The following is a 22,092-nucleotide window of genomic DNA, read 5'->3' as shown; positions in this document are numbered from 1 at the left end:
GATAACGCGATGAAAAGAAAACTTTCCTGGATTTGTGCAGTGGCAATGGGGATGAGCGCAATCCCTTCTTTCATGACAAATGCGACGCCGGCAACGCAACCACTGATTAATACTGAGCCAACCGTGGCCCCGGCGGCCACCCCTGCACAGGCAGATGAAAATCAGCCGGTGGGTCAGGTGATGCCGGGCGTTCAGGGAGCGGATGCGCCGATTGTGGCGCAGAATGGCCCTTCCCGGGACGTGAAGCTGACGTTTGCGCAGATCGCGCCGCCGCCGGGCAGCATGGTGCTGCGTGGTGTGAACCCTAACGGCAGTATTGAATTTGGCATGCGTAGCGATGAAGTGGTCTCCAGAGCCGTGTTGAATCTGGAGTACACCCCGTCGCCGTCCCTGCTGCCGATACAGTCGCAGCTCAAGGTCTATCTGAACGATGAGCTGATGGGCGTGCTGCCGGTGACCCAAGAACAGTTGGGCAAAAAGACGCTGGCGCAAATGCCGATCAACCCGCTGTTCATCACCGACTTTAACCGTGTGCGGCTGGAGTTTGTCGGCCACTATCAGCAGGTTTGTGAAAACCCGGCCAGCAGTACGCTGTGGCTGGACGTGGGGCGCAGCAGCATGCTGGACCTGACCTACCAGACGCTGGAAGTGAAAAACGATCTCTCGCACTTCCCGGTTCCGTTCTTCGATCCGCGTGACAATCGTGCGGTGACGTTACCTATGGTCTTCGCCGGATCGCCGGATCGTACCCTGCAACAGGCGGCATCGATAGTTTCTTCCTGGTTTGGCGCCCGTTCGGGCTGGCGTGGTCAGCACTTCCCGGTGTTGTATAACACCCTGCCGGATCGAAATGCGATCGTCTTTGCCACCAACGATAAGCGCCCGGACTTCCTGCGTGAACATCCGCCGGTGAAAGGGCCAGTGATCGAAATGATCAGCCATCCGGATAACCCTTACGTGAAACTGTTGGTGGTGTTTGGTCGTGACGACAACGATCTGCTACAGGCGGCGAAAGGAATTGCCCAGGGCAATATCCTGTTCCGCGGGAGCAGCGTGGAAGTGAACGACGTGAAGCCGCTGCTGGCGCGTAAACCCTACGATGCGCCGAACTGGGTGCGTACGGATCGCCCGGTCACCTTCGGCGAACTGAAAACCTATGAAGAGCAGTTGCAGTCCACCGGGATGGAACCTGCCGCGATCAACGTCTCGCTGAACCTGCCGCCGGATCTCTATCTGCTGCGCAGTACCGGTATTGATATGAATCTCAATTACCGTTACACCACGCCGCCGACCAAAGACAGCTCGCGCATGGATATCAGCCTGAACAACCAGTTCCTGCAAGCCTTTAGTCTGACCAGCAATGAGAAGAGCAATCGTCTGCTGCTGCGTCTGCCGGTGCTGCAAGGGCTGCTGGACGGTAAAACGGATGTCGCCATTCCGGCGCTGAAGCTGGGTGCGATGAACCAGTTGCGGTTTGACTTCGAGTACATGAACCCGATGCCGGGCGGCTCGGTTGAAAACTGTATTACTTTCCAGCCGGTGCCGAACCATGTGGTGATTGGCGACGACTCCACCATCGATTTCTCGAAGTACTACCACTTTATTGCGATGCCGGATCTGCGTGCGTTTGCGAATGCGGGCTTCCCGTTCAGCCGCATGGCGGACCTGTCGGAAACCATCACCGTAATGCCGAAAACGCCGAACGAAGCGCAGATGGAAACGCTGCTCGACGCGACAGGAACGATCGGCGCACAAACCGGCTTCCCGGCGATTAACCTGACCATCACCGATGACAGCAGCCAGATTCAGGGCAAAGATGCGGACATCCTGATTATCGGCTCGATCCCGGACAAACTGAAAGATGATAAGCGTATCGACCTGCTGGTCCAGGCGGCGCAAAGCTGGGTGAAAACCCCGATGCGCCAGACGACCTTCCCGAGCATCATGCCGGATGAAGCCGATCGCAAAGCGGATGCGCAGGCGACGGTAACGTCAAGTGGACCCATGGCTGCGGTCGTCGGCTTCCAGTCACCGTTTAACGATCAGCGTAGCGTGGTGGCGCTGCTGGCGGACAGTCCGCGTGGCTATGAGCTGCTGAACCAGGCCATCAATGACAGCGGTAAACGGGCGGCGATGTTTGGTTCCGTCTCGGTGATTCGTGAATCGGGTGTGAGCAGTTTACGCGTCGGCGATATCTACTACGTGGGTCACCTGCCGTGGTTTGAACGTCTGTGGTACGCGCTGGCTAACCATCCGGTGCTGTTAGCGGTACTGGCGGCCATCAGCGTGGTGTTACTGGCCTGGGTGCTGTGGCGTCTGCTGCGCATCATCAGTCGCCGTCGTCTCGATCCGGATCATGAGTGATAAAAAATGAACGCGTTGCGCAGTGGGATAGTCATGGTGTTAATGCTGGCCGCACTGAGTGTACAGGCGGCCTGTAGCTGGCCTGCATGGGATCAATTTAAAAAGGATTACATCAGTCAGGAAGGGCGGGTAATTGATCCCAGCGACGCACGTAAAATCACCACCTCGGAAGGGCAAAGCTATGCGATGTTCTTTGCCCTTGCCGCTAACGATCGCCAGGCCTTTGATACGCTGCTGGCATGGACAGAGAATAATCTGGCACAAGGTTCGCTGAAAGAGCATCTGCCCGCCTGGCTGTGGGGACAGAAAGATCCCTCTACCTGGACGGTGCTGGATACCAACTCTGCCTCTGATGGCGATATCTGGATCGCGTGGTCGCTGCTGGAGGCGGGCCGCTTATGGAAAGTTGAGCGCTATACCGACATCGGCAAAGCTTTGCTGAAACGCATTGCCAGTGAAGAAGTGGTGACGGTGCCGGGGCTGGGTTCGATGCTGTTACCCGGCAAGATTGGGTTTGCCGAAGCCAGCGCCTGGCGCTTCAACCCAAGCTATCTGCCGCCGCAACTGGCGCAATATTTCACCCGCTTCGGCGCGCCGTGGTCCACCCTGCGTGAAACCAACCAGCGACTGCTGTTAGAAACGGCGCCGAAAGGTTTCTCGCCGGACTGGGTACGTTATGAGAAAAACAAAGGCTGGCAACTGAAGCCAGAGAAAACGCTGGTCAGCAGTTACGACGCGATTCGCGTTTATCTGTGGGCGGGCATGATGCATGACGGCGACCCGCAGAAAGCGCGGCTGCTGGCAAAATTTAAACCGATGGCAACCCTGACAACTAAAAATGGCCTCCCGCCGGAGAAAGTGGATGTCGCCAGCGGCAAAGCGCAGGGCAATGGCCCGGTGGGCTTTTCTGCGGCCTTACTGCCTTTCCTGCAAAACCGCGATGCACAAGCGGTGCAGCGACAACGCGTAACAGACCATTTCCCTGGCAGCGATGCCTATTACAGCTACGTGCTAACCCTCTTCGGACAAGGGTGGGATCAGCATCGTTATCGCTTCACCGCCAAAGGTGAGTTACTACCTGACTGGGGCCAGGAATGCGCAAGTTCAAATTAAGTTTACTCGGGGTGTCGCTCGGCATTGCCCTGATGCCCTTTGCCGACGCCGCGCCGTCGGCGCAACAGCAGTTGCTGGAACAGGTGCGGCTGGGAGAAGCCACGCATCGTGAAGATCTGGTGCGTCAGTCGCTCTATCGCCTCGAACTGATTGACCCGAATAATCCTGACGTGATTGCCGCTCGCTTTCGTTACATGCTGCGTCAGGGCGATAACGACGGCGCGCAGAAACAGCTTGATCGACTTTCTCAGCTAGCGCCGGGTTCTAATGCCTATAAATCGTCGCAAACCACCATGCTGTTAGCGACACCGGACGGGCGTCAGTCGTTACAGCAGGCGCGTTTACAGGCGACGACCGGGCATGCTGAGGAAGCGGTTGCCGCCTACGATAAGTTGTTCAAAGGCAACCCGCCGGAAGGCGACCTGGAAGTGGAGTACTGGAGCGCGGTGGCAAAAATTCCGGCCCGCCGTAATCAGGCTATCAACCAACTCAAGGCGATAAACGCCCGTAGTCCGGGCAACAACACGCTACAAAATACGCTGGCACAACTGCTGTTTGATAACGATCGCCAGGCCGAAGGCTTTGCGATTCTGGAGCAGATGGCGAAATCCAATACCGGGCGCAATGCCGCCGCCACGATCTGGTACACCCAGATTAAAGATATGCCGGTCAGCGACGCCAGCGTGAAGGCGCTGCAAAAATACCTCACGGTGTTCAGTGAAGGGGACAGCGTGACTGCGGCGCGCAGTAAGCTTAGCGAGCAGCAAAAACAGCTCTCCGATCCGGCATTCCGCGCACGTGCGCAGGGGCTGGCGGCAGTCGAAGCCGGACAGGGCGGACGGGCGGTTTCCGAATTACAGCAGGCGGTGAAAGCCAACCAAAACGACAGCGAAGCTGTGGGAGCGCTGGGGCAGGCCTATTCTCAGCGTGGCGATCGCGCCAGCGCCGTTGCCCAGTTTAAGAAAGCGCTGGCGATGGATCCGCAAAGCGGGAGTCGCAGCAAGTGGGAAAGCCTGCTGAAAGTGAACAGTTACTGGCTGGCGATTCAGCAGGGCGATGCCGCGCTGAAGGCCAATAATGTTGACCAGGCGGAACGCCTCTATCAGCAGGCCAGAAACATCGACAATACCGACAGTTATGCGGTGCTGGGGCTGGGCGATGCGGCAATGGCGCGGAAAGATTATCCGGCTGCCGAACGCTACTATCAGCAGACGCTGCGCATGGACAGCGGTAATACCAACGCTGTTCGCGGTCTGGCAAACCTTTATCGCGCGCAGTCGCCGGAAAAAGCCTCCGCGTTTATCGCCACGCTCTCTGCCAGCCAGCGTCGCAGCATTGATGATATTGAACGCGGGCTGGAAAACGATCGTCTGGCGCAGCAGGCCGAAACGCTGGAAAACCAGGGCAATTGGGCACAGGCGGCGGAACTGCAACGCCGTCGACTGGCGCTGGATCCAGGCAGCGTCTGGATAACGTATCGTCTGTCACGCGATCTGTGGCAGGCCGGGCAGCGCAGTCAGGCGGACGCACAGATGAGCGCGCTGGCGCGGCAAAAACCCAACGACCCGGAACAGGTTTACGCGTACGGGTTGTACCTGTCTGGCAATAATCAGGACAGGGCGGCGCTGGCGCATATCAACAGCCTGCCGCGCAGTCAGTGGAACAGCAACATTCAGGAACTGGCAGACCGGTTGCAGAGCAATCAGGTGCTGGAAACGGCGAACCGCCTGCGCGACAGCGGTCGGGAAGCCGAGGCCGAAGCGCTGTTACGTCAACAGCCCGCCTCAACCCGTCTCGATTTAACGCTGGCCGACTGGGCGCAGCAACGCGGGGAATACAACGCGGCGCGAGGTTCATACGACGCCGTACTGGCGCGCGAACCGGACAATGTTGATGCCATGCTGGGGCTGACGGAAGTGTATATCGCCCAGGGTGACAAGACCGCCGCGCGAGCGCAACTGGCAAAATTGCCTGCGACGCAGACGCCGTCGATCAACATGCAGCGGCGGATCGCGCTGGCGCAAATGCAGCTTGGCGATACCGCCGCAGCAAAACAGACTTTCAACACCCTGATTCCGCAGACCAAAGCGCAGCCGCCGTCAATGGAAAGCGCAATGGTGCTGCGTGACGCCGCGAATTTCCAGGCGCAGAGCGGCGAGCCGCAGCAGGCGCTGGATACCTATAAAGACGCGATGGTGGCGTCCGGCATTACGCCAACGCGACCGCAGGATAACGACACCTTCACCCGTCTGACCCGCAATGATGAGAAAGATGACTGGCTCAAGCGCGGCGTGCGCAGCGATGCGGCGGATTTGTATCGTCAGCAGGATCTGAACGTCACGCTGGAGCATGACTACTGGGGGTCGAGCGGTACCGGTGGTTATTCCGATCTGAAAGCGCATACCACCATGCTGCATGTGGATGCGCCGTATTCGGATGGTCGTATGTTCTTCCGTACCGATCTGGTTAACATGAATGCAGGCAGCTTCTCGACCGATGCGAATGGCCGCTATGACAATAACTGGGGCACCTGTACGCTGGAAGACTGTAGCGGCAGCCGCAGCCAGTCGGATACCGGCGCAAGTGTTGCCGTTGGCTGGAAGAATGACACCTGGAGCTGGGATATTGGCACCACGCCGATGGGCTTCAACGTCGTCGATGTGGTCGGCGGCGTCAGCTACAGCAATGATGTCGGACCGTTGGGTTATACCCTGAACGCGCACCGCCGTCCGATTTCCAGTTCTCTGTTGGCGTTTGGCGGACAAAAAGATGCGCAGAGCCACAACGGTGACAGCAACGACGTCAACACCGGTAAAAAATGGGGTGGCGTGCGGGCTGACGGCGGCGGGATCAGCCTCAGCTACGACAAAGGCGAAGCCAACGGCGTCTGGGCTTCACTCGGCGCCGATCGGTTAACCGGTAAAAACGTCGAGGATAACTGGCGCGTCCGCTGGATGACCGGTTACTACTACAAAATCATCAACGAGAATAATCGCCGCGTCACCGTGGGCCTGAACAATATGATCTGGCACTACGACAAAGACCTGAGCGGTTATTCGCTGGGCCACGGCGGCTACTACAGCCCGCAGGAATATCTCTCCTTCGCGGTGCCGGTGATGTGGCGTCAGCGGACGGAAAACTGGTCCTGGGAACTGGGCGGTTCGGTTTCCTGGTCGCATTCGCGCACCAAAACGATGCCGCGTTATCCGTTAATGAACCTTATCCCGACGGATTACCAGCAAGAGGCAAGTGAGCAAACCAATGCCGGCGGCAGCAGTCAGGGCTTTGGTTATACCGCGCGGGCGCTTATTGAGCGTCGGGTGACTTCAAACTGGTTTGTCGGGACCGCGGTGGATATTCAACAGGCAAAAGACTACGCGCCAAGTCATTTGCTGCTATACGTTCGCTATTCCGCCGCAGGATGGCAGGGTGATATGGATTTACCGCCGCAACCGCTGGTGCCTTACGCAGACTGGTAAGAAAAATGATCAGGGGCCGGATAAGCGCAGCGCTATCCGGTCGTCAATAATCAGAAACGGCCTTTTCAGACACAGCCTCTCTCAATGCCGCCGCGATCGGGTATACTCGGGCGGCAATCTGGGACATCCGGGGGAGACAATATTGCGCGTCAGTCGCTCGTTAACAATTAAGCAGATGGCAATGGTGGCTGCCGTTGTCATGGTGTTTGTATTTCTGTTCTGCACCGTTTTGCTGTTTCATTTGGTACAGCAGAACCGCTATAACACGGCGACGCAACTGGAAAGTATTGCCCGTTCTGTTCGTGAACCTCTGTCTGCCTCAATTTTAAAAGCCGATATTCCCGGCGCCGAAGCGATTCTCGCCAGTATCAAACCGGCTGGCGTGGTGCAACGCGCCGATGTGGTGCTGCCGAACCAGTTCCAGGCGCTGCGCATGAGCTTTATCCCTGAACGCCCTGTGCCGGTGATGGTGACCCGGCTCTTCGAACTGCCGGTACAGATCTCGCTGCCCGTTTACTCGCTTGAGCGCCCGGCGAATCCGCAACCGCTGGCCTATCTGGTGCTCCAGGCGGACTCCTACCGCATGTATAAGTTTGTAATGAGCACGCTGTCTACGTTAGTGACCATTTACTTACTTTTGTCTCTGATGCTGACGGTGGCAATTAGCTGGTGCGTAAACCGGCTGATCTTGCATCCGTTGCGCAAAATTGCGCGTGAGCTGAATAACATTCCACAACAGGATTTGATTGGTCATCAACTGGCGTTGCCGCGTCTGCATACTGACGATGAGATTGGCTTGTTGATCCGTAGCTACAACCTCAATCAACAGCTGCTACAGCGTCAAAGCGAAGAGTTGACGGAAAACGCGATGCGTTTCCCGGTTTCTGATTTACCGAACAAAGCGTTCCTGATGGGGTTGCTTGAGCAGGTTGTGGCGCGTCAGCAGACGACGGCGTTGATGATTGTCACCTGCGAGACGTTGCGTGATACCGCTGGGATACTGAAAGAGGCGCAGCGGGAAATTCTCCTGCTGACGCTGGTGGAAAAGCTGAAATCGGTACTGTCGCCGCGCATGGTGCTCGCGCAGATCAGCGGTTACGACTTTGCCATTATCGCCCACGGCGTCAAAGAACCCTGGCACGCTATCACGCTAGGTCAGCAAGTACTCACTATCATTAGTGAGCGTCTGCCGGTACAGGGGATCCAACTCCGCCCGAGCTGCTGTATCGGTGTGGCGATGTATTACGGCGATCTCAGCGCTGAGCAGCTCTACGGGCGCGCGGTCTCGGCGGCCTTTACCGCCCGGCGTAAGGGCAAAAACCAGATTCAGTTTTTCGACCCTGAACAGATGGAAGCCGCTCAGAAACGGCTTACCGAAGAGAGCGATATTCTCACCGCGCTCGATAACCACCGCTTTGCCTTGTGGTTACAACCTCAGGTGGAGATGAGCAGCGGTAACGTCGTCAGTGCCGAAGCGTTGCTGCGCCTGCAACAGCCGGACGGGAGCTGGGAGTTGCCGGAGGGGTTGATTGAGCGAATTGAATCCTGCGGCCTGATGGTGACCGTAGGACACTGGGTGCTGGAAGAGTCCTGCCGTCAGCTTGCTGCCTGGCAGGCGCGCGGGATCACCCTGCCGCTGTCGGTCAATCTGTCGGCGCTCCAGTTGATGCACCCGAATATGGTGTCAGACATGCTGGAACTGTTAAACCGTTACCGTATCCAGCCGGGCACGCTTATTCTGGAAGTGACAGAGAGTCGACGAATCGATGACCCACATGCCGCAGTAGCCATCCTGCGCCCATTACGTAACGCCGGCGTGCGTATCGCGCTGGACGATTTCGGCATGGGCTACGCGGGGCTGCGCCAGCTTCAGCACATGAAATCCCTGCCAGTCGACGTACTGAAAATCGACAAAATGTTTGTCGATGGTCTGCCGGAAGATAACAGCATGATCTCGGCCATTATCCTGTTGGCGCGTAGCCTGAATCTGCAGATGGTGGCGGAAGGCGTCGAGACGGAGGCACAGCGCGAATGGCTGGCGCAGGCGGGCGTGGAAATCGCTCAGGGCTTCCTTTATGCCCGTGCTGTCCCCGCCGAAACCTTTGAAGAACGTTATCTCGCAAAGTAGGTTTTTCTTGCCCTTTGAACACCGCCTGCGGCTATTCGTGTCCAGACGGGCTGCAATTTTTTTGCCTGATGGGTAAAGAATGTAATTAAAATAGTTATAAAAGGTCCGGCTTGTGCGAGCCAGCTCAAGGTTTTTAACATTTTTGTTTCAATTATGATCCTGGTGCATTTCTGCCTTGTTGTCTAGGTGTTATTTTAAGGCCGCAGGTTAACCAAAACCTTACAAGACCTGTGGTTTTTACTTCAAGGACACCCTATGAAAATCTCTCTGTTTAAAAGCCTCTACTTTCAGGTCCTGACAGCAATTGCCATTGGTATTCTCCTTGGCCATTACTACCCTGAATTAGGCGCACAAATGAAACCGCTTGGCGATGCGTTCGTTAAGCTCATCAAGATGGTCATCGCTCCTGTCATCTTCTGTACTGTCGTGACCGGCATTGCAGGTATGGAAAGCATGAAGGCCGTGGGCCGTACGGGTGCGGTTGCGCTCCTTTACTTTGAGATTGTCAGTACGATTGCGCTGATCATTGGTCTCATTATCGTGAACGTGGTGCAACCGGGTGCCGGGATGAACGTTGATCCGGCTACGCTGGATGCGAAAGCGGTGGCCATTTACGCCGAACAGGCAAAAGACCAGGGAATCGTAGGCTTCCTGATGGATATTATCCCCGGCAGCGTCATTGGCGCCTTTGCCAGCGGTAACATCCTGCAAGTTCTGCTGTTTGCGGTGATGTTTGGCTTTGCTCTGCATCGTCTGGGCAGTAAAGGCCAACTGATTTTCAACGTCATTGAAAGCTTCTCGCAGGTCATTTTCGGCATCATCAATATGATCATGCGTCTGGCGCCAATCGGGGCGTTCGGGGCGATGGCGTTTACCATCGGTAAATACGGCGTGGGTACGCTGGTGCAGTTGGGGCAACTGATCGTTTGCTTCTACATCACCTGTATCCTGTTTGTGGTTGTTGTGCTGGGTTCGATCGCCCGTGCAACAGGCTTCAGCATCTTTAAATTTATCCGCTATATCCGTGAGGAACTGCTGATCGTGCTGGGGACGTCCTCTTCCGAGTCCGCGTTGCCGCGTATGCTCGACAAGATGGAGAAACTCGGTTGTCGTAAGTCGGTTGTCGGGCTGGTTATTCCGACCGGCTATTCGTTTAACCTCGACGGGACCTCGATATACCTGACGATGGCGGCGGTGTTTATCGCCCAGGCCACCAACAGTCATATGGATATCTTCCATCAGATCACGTTGCTGGTGGTTCTGCTGCTCTCTTCGAAAGGGGCGGCGGGCGTGACCGGAAGCGGCTTTATCGTGCTGGCGGCGACCATCTCTGCGGTTGGCCATCTGCCGGTTGCCGGTCTGGCGCTCATCCTGGGGATCGACCGCTTCATGTCTGAAGCCCGTGCGCTGACCAACCTGGTCGGTAACGGTGTGGCAACAGTCGTGGTCGCGAAGTGGGTGAAGGAACTGGACCACAAGAAGCTTGACGATGTGCTGAATAATCGTGCACCTGAAGGAAAAACGCACGAAATATCCTCTTAATCTCGATACTTATGACCGCGGTCCCTTGTGGGGCTGCGGGCTCCTGCGCATAATTGACCCCTGTGCCCGAATCCTTCAACATGGAGGTATCGGGTTTATTTCACTTCTTCCGTGACATTTTCATGTTCTTGCGGTCTAACACGAAGTGTTTTTAACGTCATATTCAGATAAGCCCAATTGGGATTGTCTTTTTATTACCAGGATTGTTGATCAGGGGTTCACATGCAGGGCACAAAAATTCGACTTGTCGCGGGCGGTTTGCTGATGTTGGCCACTGCTGGCTATGTGCAGGCAGATGCGCTCCAGCCTGACCCGGCATGGCAACAGGGGACGCTGGCGAATGGTTTACAGTGGCAAGTATTAGCCACCCCGCAACGCCCCAGTGACCGTATCGAGGTCCGTCTGCTGGTAAATACCGGTTCGCTCGCCGAAAGTACGCAACAGAGCGGTTTCAGTCATCTTATTCCCCGTATTGCGTTAACCCAGAGTGGCGGTCTTGATGCCACGCAGGCGCGTTCACTGTGGCAGCAAGGATTTGACCCTAAGCGTCCGATGCCCCCGGTGACCGTCTCTTACGATTCTACGCAGTACAATCTCAGCCTGCCTAACAACCGCAACGATCTACTGAAAGAGTCGCTGAACTATCTGGCGAACACGATGGGCAAACTGGCGATCACGCCCGACGTCGTGAATCATGCGTTAAGCGCGGAGGACATGGTCACTACGCTTCCCGTCGACACCAAAGAAGGCTGGTGGCGCTATCGCCTGAAAGGGTCGGCGCTGTTGGGCCACGATCCCGCTGAACCGGTAAAAATGCCGGTAGATGCGGCGAAAGTTCACGACTTCTACCAGAAATGGTACACCCCGGATGCGATGACGCTGATTGTTGTCGGTAACGTCGATGCGCGGTCGGTGGCCGAGCAAATCAACAAAACGTTTGGTGAACTGAAAGGGAAACGCGAAACGCCTGCGCCAGTGCCGACGCTATCGCCATTGCGCGCGGAAGCGGTAAGTATTATGACCGACGCGGTTCGCCAGGATCGTCTCTCTATAATGTGGGATGCGCCGTGGCAGCCGATTCGCGAGTCCGCCGCGCTGTTGCGCTACTGGCGTGCGGATTTAGCGCGTGAGGCATTGTTCTGGCATGTTCAGCAGGCGTTGAGCAAGAATAACGCGAAAGACATTGGCCTCGGCTTTGACTGTCGTGTGCTGTTCCTGCGCGCCCAGTGTGGCATCAATATTGAATCACCAAACGACAAGCTCAACAGCAATCTGAGCACCGTGGCGCGTGAACTGGCGAAAGTACGTGATAACGGCCTGCCGGAAGAAGAGTTCAATGCGCTGGTGGCGCAAAAAAATCTGGAACTGCAGAAACTGTTTGCGACCTACGCCCGTACCGATACCGATATTCTGATCAGCCAGCGCCTGCGTTCACTGCAAAATCAGGTGGTGGATATCGCGCCGGAGCAATACCAGCGTTTACGCCAGGACTTTCTGAACAGCCTGACCGTTGAGATGCTGAATCAGGATCTGCGCCAGCAATTGTCGCAGGAAATGGCGCTGATTCTACTGCAGCCGAAAGGCGAGCCGGAATTCAATATGAAGGAGTTGCAGGCGACGTGGGATCAAATCATGGCGCCGGTGACTGCAGCGGCGACATCGGAAGAAACGGATGATGCGCACCCGGAAGTGACCGATATCCCGGCTGCACAGTAGTTGATGGCGCTGCGCTTATCCGGCCAGGGAGAACGAGTTTCCCAGGCCGGATAAAGCGTTTACGCCGCTATCCGGCGCGGGTTTTACTGCGGCATGGCGTCGCGTGGGATAATGGCCCCGCGATGCTGAATGACGGTGCTGGCAGTCAGGTGGCCTCGTTTGGCTGCGTTAACGGCATCGCCACCGGTTAGGCGAACGGCCAGATATCCGGCGCTGAACGAATCGCCGGCGGCAGTGGTATCGATCACTTTCTCTTTCGGCAGTTTTACCGCAGGAACGTCGATCAGTTTTTCCCCATTAACAGACACCAGGCAAGAATCCGCACCGCGTTTCACAACCACTTCCTGCACACCCGCGGCATGCGTACGGGCAATCACCTCTTCAACCGGCTTCATGCCCCAGAGCGCATCTTCGTCGTCCAGCGTCAGGAAGGCGATATCGGTGCATTCCAGCATCTGCTGATACACCTGCTGAGTCTCTTCTTTGCTGGCCCACAGACGCGGACGATAGTTATTGTCAAAAATGACTTTCCCACCGTTGGCGCGGCATTCGCGCAGCAGCGACAGCAGTTTGTCACGGCTGGAAGGACTCAGGATCGCGAGACTGATACCGCTCAGGTAGAGGTAGTCAAAGGTTGCCAGCGTTTCGCAGATGGCCGCGGACTGCTCGCTCTCCAGCCAGAATTTCGCTGCCGCTTCGTTGCGCCAGTAATAGAACGTTCTTTCGCCAGTGCTGTCGGTCTCGATGTAGTAGAGGCCAGGCAGGCGGTTTTCCATGCGCTGCGTCAGCGAGGTATCCACGTTTTCGGCTTGCCATGACGACAGCATCTGCTGGCTGAAACTGTCCGTGCCCAGTGCCGTGACGTAGTGCACGGAGAGCGCCGTAGCATCAACCTGACGGGCAATGTAAACGGAAGTATTCAATGTGTCGCCACCGAATCCGCGCTGAACGTCTGCGCCTTTCTGTGACAGCTCAATCATGCATTCGCCAATCACGGCAATCTTTTTGGACATAGTCGTGAACCTGCTTTGAAAAAGTTAGCGTTAGTGTGCGCTGTGGGTGTTAGGTGGTCAATCATATTAAAACAACGTTCCAAAATTTTTCTTGAGCCAGTCCGTATTCTGCATTGATTTTTACAAAACCGTTTTCGATTTTGCGCGTGACTGAACATAAAGTTCTTCGTCTGAAGGCCGATAACCTTTGACGAGTCGGGGCAGTAACACACTTAATCACGGGACATCTGAGATGATAAACCAGGTTATCCAGCAGCGAAGCAATTCCGAGGCGAGCGTTGAAAGCTTGCAGGATCGGCGCTTTTGGCTGCAGTGCGAGCGTGCTTACACTTATCAGCCGATTTACCGGACCGACGGAAGCCTGTTAGCCGTTGAGCTGCTGACGGTGGTGACGCATCCGGACAACCCGACACAACGTATCGCGCCTGACCGTTATTTTGCCGGAGTGGCGGTGCGCCATCGCATTGATGTCGTCAAAGAACAACTTCAGCTACTGGAGCAGAAAACCGACTTTTTCCAGCGTCATGAATTGTTGGCTTCCGTGAATGTCGATGGTCCGACGCTGCTCGCCATGCGCCAGCAGCCCAACATGGTGCAGATGATTGAGCAGATGCCATGGCTGCGTTTCGAGCTGGTTGAACATATCCATCTGCCAAAAGAATCCTCGTTTGCCAGCATGTGCGAGTTTGGTCCGCTGTGGCTGGATGATTTCGGCACCGGGATGGCTAACTTCTCTGCCCTGAACGAGGTCCGCTATGACTACATCAAAGTCGCGCGCGAGCTGTTCGTGATGCTTCGCCAGACGCCAGAGGGGCGCAATCTCTTCATTCTGTTGCTGCAACTGATGAACCGCTATTGCCGTGGCGTGATTGTTGAAGGCGTGGAAACGCTGGAAGAGTGGCGTGATGTGCAACGCTCGCCTGCCTTTGCCGCACAGGGCTATTTCCTGTCGCGCCCGGTTCCGTTCGCCTGTCTCGATGAAGTGATTCTGTCCCTGTAAAACTGGCGATTTCCGCTAACTCCGTCTGGCTGGACTATCTTTAGTACAGGCAAGGAAAGACGTGAGGACGCTAACTATGACCAAAGCCGGAAAAATAACTGCAGTAATAACAGGGGCTTTCTTGTTGTTGATTGTGGTCGTTATCGTGTTAATAGCGACATTCGACTGGAACCGTCTCAAACCGACCATCAACCAGAAAGTCTCAACCGAACTGAACCGACCGTTCGCCATACGTGGTGATTTAGGCGTTGTCTGGGAACGTCAGAAGCAGGAGACGGGCTGGCGCAGTTGGCTGCCGTGGCCGCACGTGCATGCTGAAGATATTATCCTCGGTAATCCTCCCGACATTCCTGAAGTGACAATGGTGCACCTTCCCCGCGTCGAAGCGACGCTCGCCCCGCTGGCGCTGTTAAGCAAGACCGTCTGGCTGCCATGGATCAAGCTGGTGAAGCCCGATGCGCGGCTGATTCGCCTGTCTGAGAAAAACAATAACTGGACCTTTGATCTGGCCAGTCGCGAGAACAACGATCCCAATGCCCAACCTTCCGACTGGTCATTCCGGCTGGACAACATTCTCTTTGATCAGGGGCGGATAGCCATTGACGATAAGGTCAGCAAAGCCGATATCGAGATCCTGGTCGATCCGCTGGGCAAACCGCTACCGTTCAGTGAAGTCACGGGAAACAAAGCGAAAGGCGATAACGCGAAGGTTGAAGATTACGTTTTTGGCCTGAAAGCGAAAGGGCGCTATAACGGTGAGCCGCTCAGCGGAACGGGAAAAATCGGCGGTATGCTGGCGTTACGCAGCGAAGCGGCGCCGTTTCCGGTGCAGGCCGACTTCCGTTCGGGAAATACGCGGGTGGCGTTCGTTGGCGTGGTTAATGATCCGATGAAGATGGGCGGCGTCGATCTGCAACTGAAATTCTCCGGGGATTCACTGGGTGAACTGTATGACCTGACGGGCGTACTGCTACCGGATACCCCGCCGTTCGAAACGGACGGCCGGCTGGTGGCTAAAATCGATACCGGAAAATCTTCGGTTTTTGACTATCGCGGGTTTAACGGGCGGATTGGCGACAGCGATATTCATGGTTCGCTGACCTACACGACAGGAAAACCGCGTCCGAAGCTGGAAGGCGATGTGGAATCACGTCAGCTCAGGCTGGCGGATTTAGGCCCGCTGATCGGTGTCGATTCTGGTAAAGGTGCGGCACAGTCGGCGCGCCCGGAACAGAAAAAAGGCGAGAAAAGTGTGCAACCGGCGGACAAAGTGCTGCCCTACGATCGCTTTGAAACGGACAAATGGGACGTGATGGACGCCGACGTGCGTTTCAAAGGCCGGCGTATTGAACATGGCAGCAGCCTGCCCATCAGCGATCTCTCCACCCATATCATTCTGAAGAATGCCGATCTGCGTCTGCAGCCGCTGAAATTTGGTCTGGCGGGCGGCAGCATCAATGCGAATATCCATCTGGAAGGGGATAAAAAGCCAATGCAGGGACGGGCGGACATTCAGGCGCGGCGCTTAAAACTGAAAGCGCTTATGCCCAATGTCGAGCTGATGCAAAAAACGCTGGGTGAAATGAACGGTGACGCCGAGTTTCGCGGCACCGGGAATTCCGTGGCGGCGCTGCTGGGTAACAGCAACGGCAACCTGAAACTGCTAATGAACGACGGGCTGATCAGCCGCAACCTGATGGAGATTGTTGGTCTGAACGTTGGCAACTTTATTGTCGGGCAGATCTTTGGCGATGACGAAGTGCGGGTGAACTGCGCGGCGGCCAATCTTGATATTGTGAACGGGGTGGCGCGCCCGCAAATTTTCGCATTCGACACCGAAAATGCGCTGATTAACGTCACCGGGACGGCGAGCTTTGCCTCAGAACAGCTGGATTTAACCATCGACCCGGAGAGCAAAGGCATCCGCATCATTACATTGCGTTCGCCGCTGTATGTGCGCGGGTCGTTTAAGAACCCGCAGGCGGGGGTGAAAGCCGGGCCGTTGATCGCCCGGGGCGCGGTAGCTGCGGCGCTGGCGACGTTAGTGACGCCCGCCGCCGCGTTGCTGGCGCTGATTTCACCGTCAGAAGGTGATGCCAACCAGTGCCGGACGATTCTGTCGCAAATGAAGAAGTAATGTGTTGTGCCGGGTGGCGCTTGCGCTTACCCGGCCTACGAAAATGAAAGTGTTTGCAGGCTTGGTGGACCCGGCCTATGGAAATGGAAGTGTTTGTAGGCCGGGTAAGGCGTCGCCGCCACCCGGCATGTAAAGATTACAGCGACTGATGGCGCGTTTCGTGAGTTAACAGCAGCGCGATCAGCGTTAATGCCGCCATCGACGCCAGATAGGTTCCTACGGCGGCAAGACCATAATTGGACTGCAACCACGCGGCGATATACGGTGCGACGGATGCCCCGAGAATCGAAGAGACGTTATAGGAGAACGACGCGCCGGTGTAGCGTACTTCGGTCGGGAACAGTTCAGGCAACAGAGCACCCATCGGCCCGAACGTCAGACCCATCAGGCTCAGCCCCAGCAGCAGAAAGGCGAAGACCAGCGCCGGATTGCCGGATCCCAGCAGCGGTTTAAAGGCGAACAGCGCGAACAGGATAATCAGCGTGGTAATGATCACCATGCTCTTGCGACGACCAAACGCATCCGCGAGCAGACCGGCGACCGGTACCATCACGCCAAAGCCAATCACCGCCATCATCAGCATCCACAACACATCGTTGCGTGGCAGGCCCAGACCGACCGGCGCAGCGGCGGTACTGAACGTCATCGAATACACGGTCATGATATAGAACAGCGTATAGGTCGCCAGCATGATGAACGTGCCGAGGATGGTCACGCGGACGTGTTTGGTCAGTAACGTCCCCAGCGGGATTTTTACCTGTTTTTTCGCGGCGGCCACTTTGGCGAAAACCGGCGTCTCATGCAGGGAAACGCGGACGTACAGGCCGATAATCACCAGCACTGCCGAGAAGATAAACGGCACGCGCCAGCCCCAGCTCATGAACTGCTCATCGGTCAACAGCCAGGAGAGCAGCAGGAAGGTGCCGTTAGCAAAGAAGAAGCCAATCGGTGCGCCCAACTGCGGGAACGAGCCATACAGCGCGCGTTTACGCGGCGGGGCGTTCTCTGTCGCCAGCAGGGCCGCGCCGCCCCATTCTCCACCCAGTCCCAGACCCTGCCCAAAACGGGCCAGCGCCAGCAGCAGCGGGGCGAAAATGCCAATGGTGGCATAGCCTGGCAGCAGGCCGATGATCACCGTTGAGATCCCCATTGTCAGCAAAGACGCCACCAGCGTCACTTTACGTCCCACCCGGTCACCAAAGTGGCCAAAGAGCGCAGAACCAATCGGGCGCGCGACAAAGGCGATGGCGAACGTGGCGAGAGACTGTAGCGTTGCTGCGGTCGGGTCGCCCTGCGGGAAGAAGATGTGCGGGAAGACAATCACAGCGGCGGTCGCGTAAATGTAGAAGTCGAAGAACTCAATGGCGGTGCCAATGAGTGAGGCGACGACGACCTTATTGCGTGAATTGACCGGAGTATGTTCCTGCTCGTTATCGAGTGTGGTGGCGGTTGCTTGCATAGTATTTTCTTATTTTTGGCGAACGAACGGCCATATTACGCACAGCAAAAGCGACATTTCAATCTGTAACAAACTCGTAAAGTGGACAAAAAACCGGCAAAAAGCGAATAATATTTGCGTCGGCGATTTCACGTCCATGAAATGCTTCACACAATTTTAAAATGAGTGAATAAAACTGGTTTTTGGTTAAATAAAAGTTAAGGACTGGATTTATGTGCTAAAACAGCAGGTAAAGACGGCAGCCCTGCCTGGTCCGGTATGCGCAGAGCTGTTTGTAGGCCGGATAAGCGCAGCGCCATCCGGCAGAATACCGGGGATTACCGGTGCGTTTTGCCCGGCATGCGCGGGTCGTCTTTGTACTCGGCGGTCGCAATCCAGGCTGCACAGAACAGCGTCAACCGGGCGAAAAAGTAGAAGAACGCCATCAGCCCCAGCACAGAACCAAACGCCGCGCCGGAAGGGGATTTCACTAACGCAGGAAGGGTATAAGTCATGATAATTTTAATGGCTTCAAAGCCAATCGCCGCAATCAGCGTGCCGCGAATCAATGCCTTCTTACGCGGACGATGACGCGGTAATCGCCAGAAAATCCAGAAGAACAACAGGTAGTTGGCGAAAATGGAAATCGCCAGGCCAATCAGTCGCCAGGTGGGTTTCAGCCACTCGATGCTGTCGAGGTAGAGGGCGGAGATGATCATCTGCTGTGCCGATCCGGCCACGGAGGTGATCGACAATGTCACAATCAGCGCAATCAACAGGCCGATCAGTGAGATGAAATCGCGCAGGTATTTGATCCAGATTTTTTCCTGATCCTGCGGCGTGCGCTCCCAGACGTCCCGCGACTGGGCGCGGATCGCCTCACGCAGGTTACCCATCCAGTTAATCCCGGAGTAAAGGGCGATCCCTAACCCGACCAGACCGACGGTGGTACGCTGCTGTACTGCCGTATTGATCGTGCTTTTCAGCGTAGCGGCAAGCGTTGGGTCACTGACGTTCATCAGGATTTTATTAAAGATGTCCTGCAACAGCGTTGGATGCGAAGCGAGAATAAAGCCTGCGGCGGCAAATGACACCATCAGAATAGGGATCATCGACAGAAACGAGAAGTAGGTAATGGCCGCGCCGAACTGGTTCCCTAACCGATCGTTAAAACGTTCAGCCGCGCGGAGCAGATGCGCAATCACCGGGATGCGCTGGATTCTTTCGACGGTGGTGGTCACCGTTTTCAGCTTCTCGCTGGCGATGCTTTTCTTCTCGTGCTTTTCGGCCGCAGTGGTGTCGATTTTGCGCACCGGGTCGTGTTCAAGTTCCTCTGTGGGGCGTTTTACGTCGTTATCCTGCATCATCAGCTCAGGCGTCCTTCTTTTGTTAAGTCTCTGGACAGTATAGCGTCTCAGTCCACGTAGTCCTTCATCACGCCGGTCAGCCACTCCATAAACAGGTGCACGCGACGAGAAAGGTTACGCCGGTGCGGGTAAAGCAGCGATACCGGCATCGGCGAGGCGCGGTACTGTGGCAGCACCTCAATGAGTGTGCCATTGCGTAATGCTTCACGGACTCCGACACGTGGGACCTGAATAATTCCCAGCCCTGCCAGACAGGCTGCGTGATAGGTTTCCGTGCTGTTAACGGTCAGCATGCCGCCGGTTTTAATCCACTGCGTCCCGTTGCTGGTGGCGATTTCAAAACCCGGCGGTCGTGTTCCCAGATTTAGCGAGTAGTGCACCACGGCGTGAGAGGCGAGATCCGCAAGGCTTTCCGGATAGCCAAAACGCGCCAGGTACTGCTGGCTGGCGCAGTTGATCACGGTAAGCTTACCCAGCGGGCGGGCAATCAGACCGGAATCCTTCAGCGTGCCGACCCGCACTACGCAGTCAAAGCCTTCGCGGATTAAATCCACCAGGCGGTCACTGCTGCTGAGCTCCAGTTCAATTCCCGGATACTGCTGCAAAAAGGCGGGCAGGCGGGGGATCACCAGATTTCGCGCGACGCCAACTGGCATATCGACCCGTAGTTTACCGCTGATGCTGGTGGGGTCGTGCTGAAACAGGCCGTCCAGTTCATCCAGATTACTCAACAGATCTTTCGCCCGCTCGTAATAGACCATACCATCCTGCGTCAGTTGCACCCGCCGTGTGGTGCGGTGCAAAAGCTGAGTACCCAGATGGTTCTCCAGGGCCTGAATCTGGCGCGATACGCTACCTTTAGGAAGCCCCAGGGTGTCGGCAGCGCGAGAAAAACTCTCCAGTTCTGCGACACGAATGAATAACTGCATTGCATGTATTTTATCCATTCTATGATCCTATTGTTGTTCCGGATGAAACAGTCATGCGCATTTAGCGATATTTATTGTTTTTCTATCACCTAATAAGCTTTATCTCAATTAACACAACAGCTGAAATGAGGTTTGTCATGACGCAACGCATCGCATTAGTGACCGGCGGGAGCCGTGGACTGGGTAAAAACGCCGCGCTTAAGCTGGCAGACAAAGGAACGGATATTCTCTTCACTTACCACCGCCAGCATCAGGCCGCGCTGGACGTCGTGGCTGAAATTGAGCAAAAAGGCAGGAAAGCGGCGGCAATTCAACTGAATGTCGGTGATAGTACCAGTTTCTCTGCCTTCACCGCTGAGGTGAAAACGCAGTTGCAAACGCACTGGAACAGAGAGACGTTTGATTATTTAGTGAACAATGCCGGGATCGGCTTATACGCGCCGTATGCTGACACCTCCGAAGAGATGTTTGATGAGCTGATGCGCATCCATTTTAAAGGCCCGTTTTTCCTGACGCAGCACCTGTTACCGCTGATCAACGAAGGCGGGCGAATTCTTAATGTCTCAACCGGACTGGCGCGTTTTGCTCTGCCCGGATACGCCGCCTATGCCTCTATGAAAGGGGCGATGGAAGTACTGACGCGTTACCAGGCGAAAGAACTGGGCGCGCGTGGGATTTCCGTTAACGCCATCGCCCCTGGCGCCATTGAGACCGATTTTGGCGGCGGACGTCTGCGGGATAATAAAGAGTTGAACGCGTATGTGGCTTCACAAACGGCGCTGGGCCGGGCCGGTTTACCCGATGATATTGGCGATGCGATTGCCGCGTTACTCAGCGATGAATTAGCCTGGATGACGGCACAGCGTATTGAAGTCTCTGGCGGGATGTTCCTGTAAGCCGAATTCAGCGAGCCTTTGCGCTCGCTGAATGATCATGAAGTGCGAATTTTTATTATGTAACATAATTATGCGTCGGCGACGGTTTCTTTTCTCATGCGTGTTCGGTACTTTCTTTGTGATTTAATATTCAATTGATGTGATTGCGTCTGAAATATTAGGAATTTCTTATTTTACCGCCTGTTTTTTATACCCTGATGTAATTCTCATGTTTCAGCTGTAAAAATTTATTTTTTTACTTCTCTCCTGTGGCAATCTCTGTAGAATGACCCTCCGCCAAATGGCGAATGTTTATTTTACCCGTCGGGTAATACCCTTCCCCTCCTTAATTTTTATATCGAAAAACGGTGGAGAGAGTAATGCAAATCATCATGTTTGACAGGCAGTCAATATTTATTCATGGAATGAAAATAAGTTTACAACAACGAATTCCAGGAGTGAGTATTCAGGGTGTCAGTCAGGCCGATGAACTCTGGTATAAACTGGAAGAGAATCCCGAAGCCTTGCTTATGCTGGATGGCGATCTTGACGGTGAATTTTGCCGTTGGATCCTGCAAAAAGCCGCGCAACAGTTCCCTCTCGTCAAAACCTTAATTATCGCCACGGACTGCGGGAAAAAAGGCTTGCAGGAACTGACGCAATATAATGTGCTCGCGATTATTTCCCGCGATTCAGAACCGGAGAAATTTGCGCTGGCGATCAATAGCGTCGCGATGGGGATGATGTTTTTACCTGGGGAATGGTTAAACACCCCACCCACGGAATCCCGTGATATTCATGCGTTAAGCGCCAGGCAACGGGAAATTTTAGCGATGCTGGCGTCCGGTGAAACCAATAAGGAAATTGGCCGCGCGTTAAATATCAGTACCGGAACGGTGAAAGCGCATCTTGAATCACTGTACCGCCGACTGGATGTTAAAAATCGCACCCAGGCGGCGATGCTACTGGTTCAACCTTAATACCCTGCTGT

Annotated in this window: 14 protein-coding genes; 10 read left to right on the top strand and 4 right to left on the bottom strand. The window is 55.4% G+C overall.

Annotated elements, in window-relative coordinates; translation table 11 throughout:
* Window positions 1-9 precede the first annotated feature (9 nt).
* The 6 genes from bcsB to QNN88_RS15835 all read left to right on the top strand — a co-directional run bounded on the left by bcsB (window position 10) and on the right by QNN88_RS15835 (window position 12,342).
* Entirely contained in the window at window positions 10-2,364 is a 2,355-nt protein-coding gene (gene bcsB, locus QNN88_RS15860; RefSeq protein WP_414241061.1) for a cellulose biosynthesis cyclic di-GMP-binding regulatory protein BcsB, read from the top strand.
* A 6-nt stretch (window positions 2,365-2,370) separates the two neighbouring features.
* Entirely contained in the window at window positions 2,371-3,477 is a 1,107-nt protein-coding gene (gene bcsZ, locus QNN88_RS15855; protein WP_414241060.1) for a cellulose synthase complex periplasmic endoglucanase BcsZ, read from the top strand.
* Window positions 3,459-6,956, top strand: a complete 3,498-nt coding sequence (gene bcsC / locus QNN88_RS15850; protein WP_414241059.1) for a cellulose synthase complex outer membrane protein BcsC — start codon at window positions 3,459-3,461, stop codon at window positions 6,954-6,956. The genes bcsZ and bcsC overlap by 19 nt, the downstream gene beginning before the upstream one ends.
* Window positions 6,957-7,098: 142 nt before the next feature.
* The gene (gene hmsP, locus QNN88_RS15845) at window positions 7,099-9,084 is read left to right on the top strand and encodes a biofilm formation regulator HmsP (RefSeq protein WP_414241058.1); all 1,986 of its coding nucleotides are present in this window, start codon (window positions 7,099-7,101) and stop codon (window positions 9,082-9,084) included.
* Between the two features lie 255 nt (window positions 9,085-9,339).
* Window positions 9,340-10,626, top strand: a complete 1,287-nt coding sequence (dctA, locus tag QNN88_RS15840) for a C4-dicarboxylate transporter DctC (protein ID WP_042323143.1) — start codon at window positions 9,340-9,342, stop codon at window positions 10,624-10,626.
* Window positions 10,627-10,848: 222 nt separating this feature from the next.
* Window positions 10,849-12,342 (top strand): M16 family metallopeptidase, encoded by a 1,494-nt coding sequence (locus QNN88_RS15835; RefSeq protein ID WP_414241057.1) that lies wholly within the window; start codon window positions 10,849-10,851, stop codon window positions 12,340-12,342.
* 83 nt (window positions 12,343-12,425) lie between these two features.
* Here the strand turns inward: QNN88_RS15835 and QNN88_RS15830 are convergent, their stop codons facing one another.
* A complete protein-coding gene (locus QNN88_RS15830; RefSeq protein ID WP_414241056.1) occupies window positions 12,426-13,355 on the bottom strand; it encodes a sugar kinase in 930 nt (309 codons plus the stop codon).
* A gap of 232 nt (window positions 13,356-13,587) precedes the next feature.
* Here QNN88_RS15830 and pdeH point away from each other — a divergent pair, with 232 nt between their 5' ends.
* A complete protein-coding gene (pdeH, locus tag QNN88_RS15825) occupies window positions 13,588-14,355 on the top strand; it encodes a cyclic-guanylate-specific phosphodiesterase (RefSeq protein ID WP_414241055.1) in 768 nt (255 codons plus the stop codon).
* A 76-nt stretch (window positions 14,356-14,431) separates the two neighbouring features.
* A complete protein-coding gene (locus QNN88_RS15820; protein WP_414241054.1) occupies window positions 14,432-16,492 on the top strand; it encodes an AsmA family protein in 2,061 nt (686 codons plus the stop codon).
* 136 nt (window positions 16,493-16,628) lie between these two features.
* On the opposite strand, the gene QNN88_RS15815 is transcribed toward QNN88_RS15820, so the two are convergent.
* From QNN88_RS15815 to QNN88_RS15805, 3 genes are all read right to left on the bottom strand, one after another.
* Window positions 16,629-17,951, bottom strand: coding sequence for an MFS transporter (locus tag QNN88_RS15815; RefSeq protein ID WP_414241053.1), 1,323 nt, complete (start codon window positions 17,949-17,951; stop codon window positions 16,629-16,631).
* Window positions 17,952-18,268: 317 nt separating this feature from the next.
* Window positions 18,269-19,297, bottom strand: coding sequence for an inner membrane protein YhjD (gene yhjD, locus QNN88_RS15810; protein WP_414241052.1), 1,029 nt, complete (start codon window positions 19,295-19,297; stop codon window positions 18,269-18,271).
* Window positions 19,298-19,344: 47 nt separating this feature from the next.
* Window positions 19,345-20,244: a LysR family transcriptional regulator gene (locus QNN88_RS15805; RefSeq protein ID WP_414241051.1), complete on the bottom strand. Its 900-nt coding sequence runs from the start codon at window positions 20,242-20,244 to the stop codon at window positions 19,345-19,347.
* Window positions 20,245-20,363: 119 nt separating this feature from the next.
* Here QNN88_RS15805 and QNN88_RS15800 point away from each other — a divergent pair, with 119 nt between their 5' ends.
* Window positions 20,364-21,122, top strand: coding sequence for an SDR family NAD(P)-dependent oxidoreductase (locus tag QNN88_RS15800; protein ID WP_414241050.1), 759 nt, complete (start codon window positions 20,364-20,366; stop codon window positions 21,120-21,122).
* Window positions 21,123-21,481: 359 nt separating this feature from the next.
* Window positions 21,482-22,081 (top strand): response regulator transcription factor, encoded by a 600-nt coding sequence (locus tag QNN88_RS15795; RefSeq protein ID WP_414241049.1) that lies wholly within the window; start codon window positions 21,482-21,484, stop codon window positions 22,079-22,081.
* The last annotated feature ends 11 nt before the right edge of the window (window positions 22,082-22,092 follow it).

It is taken from the genome of Citrobacter sp. ANG330, from assembly GCF_047467925.1.
GTDB classification, from domain to species: domain Bacteria; phylum Pseudomonadota; class Gammaproteobacteria; order Enterobacterales; family Enterobacteriaceae; genus Citrobacter_A; species Citrobacter_A amalonaticus_G.
This window is presented reverse-complemented; position numbering and strand designations above follow the sequence as displayed.

Bases quoted from the DNA above. Each gene is read 5' to 3' on its own strand.
- bcsC (WP_414241059.1), top strand. From the start codon at position 3,459: ATGCGCAAGTTCAAATTAAGTTTACTCGGGGTGTCGCTCGGCATTGCC.
- QNN88_RS15795 (WP_414241049.1), top strand. From the start codon at position 21,482: ATGCAAATCATCATGTTTGACAGGCAGTCAATATTTATTCATGGAATG.
- bcsZ (WP_414241060.1), top strand. From the start codon at position 2,371: ATGAACGCGTTGCGCAGTGGGATAGTCATGGTGTTAATGCTGGCCGCA.
- QNN88_RS15805 (WP_414241051.1), bottom strand. From the start codon at position 20,244: ATGGATAAAATACATGCAATGCAGTTATTCATTCGTGTCGCAGAACTG.
- yhjD (WP_414241052.1), bottom strand. From the start codon at position 19,297: ATGATGCAGGATAACGACGTAAAACGCCCCACAGAGGAACTTGAACAC.
- pdeH (WP_414241055.1), top strand. From the start codon at position 13,588: ATGATAAACCAGGTTATCCAGCAGCGAAGCAATTCCGAGGCGAGCGTT.
- QNN88_RS15800 (WP_414241050.1), top strand. From the start codon at position 20,364: ATGACGCAACGCATCGCATTAGTGACCGGCGGGAGCCGTGGACTGGGT.
- bcsB (WP_414241061.1), top strand. From the start codon at position 10: ATGAAAAGAAAACTTTCCTGGATTTGTGCAGTGGCAATGGGGATGAGC.
- QNN88_RS15815 (WP_414241053.1), bottom strand. From the start codon at position 17,951: ATGCAAGCAACCGCCACCACACTCGATAACGAGCAGGAACATACTCCG.
- dctA (WP_042323143.1), top strand. From the start codon at position 9,340: ATGAAAATCTCTCTGTTTAAAAGCCTCTACTTTCAGGTCCTGACAGCA.
- QNN88_RS15830 (WP_414241056.1), bottom strand. From the start codon at position 13,355: ATGTCCAAAAAGATTGCCGTGATTGGCGAATGCATGATTGAGCTGTCA.
- QNN88_RS15820 (WP_414241054.1), top strand. From the start codon at position 14,432: ATGACCAAAGCCGGAAAAATAACTGCAGTAATAACAGGGGCTTTCTTG.
- QNN88_RS15835 (WP_414241057.1), top strand. From the start codon at position 10,849: ATGCAGGGCACAAAAATTCGACTTGTCGCGGGCGGTTTGCTGATGTTG.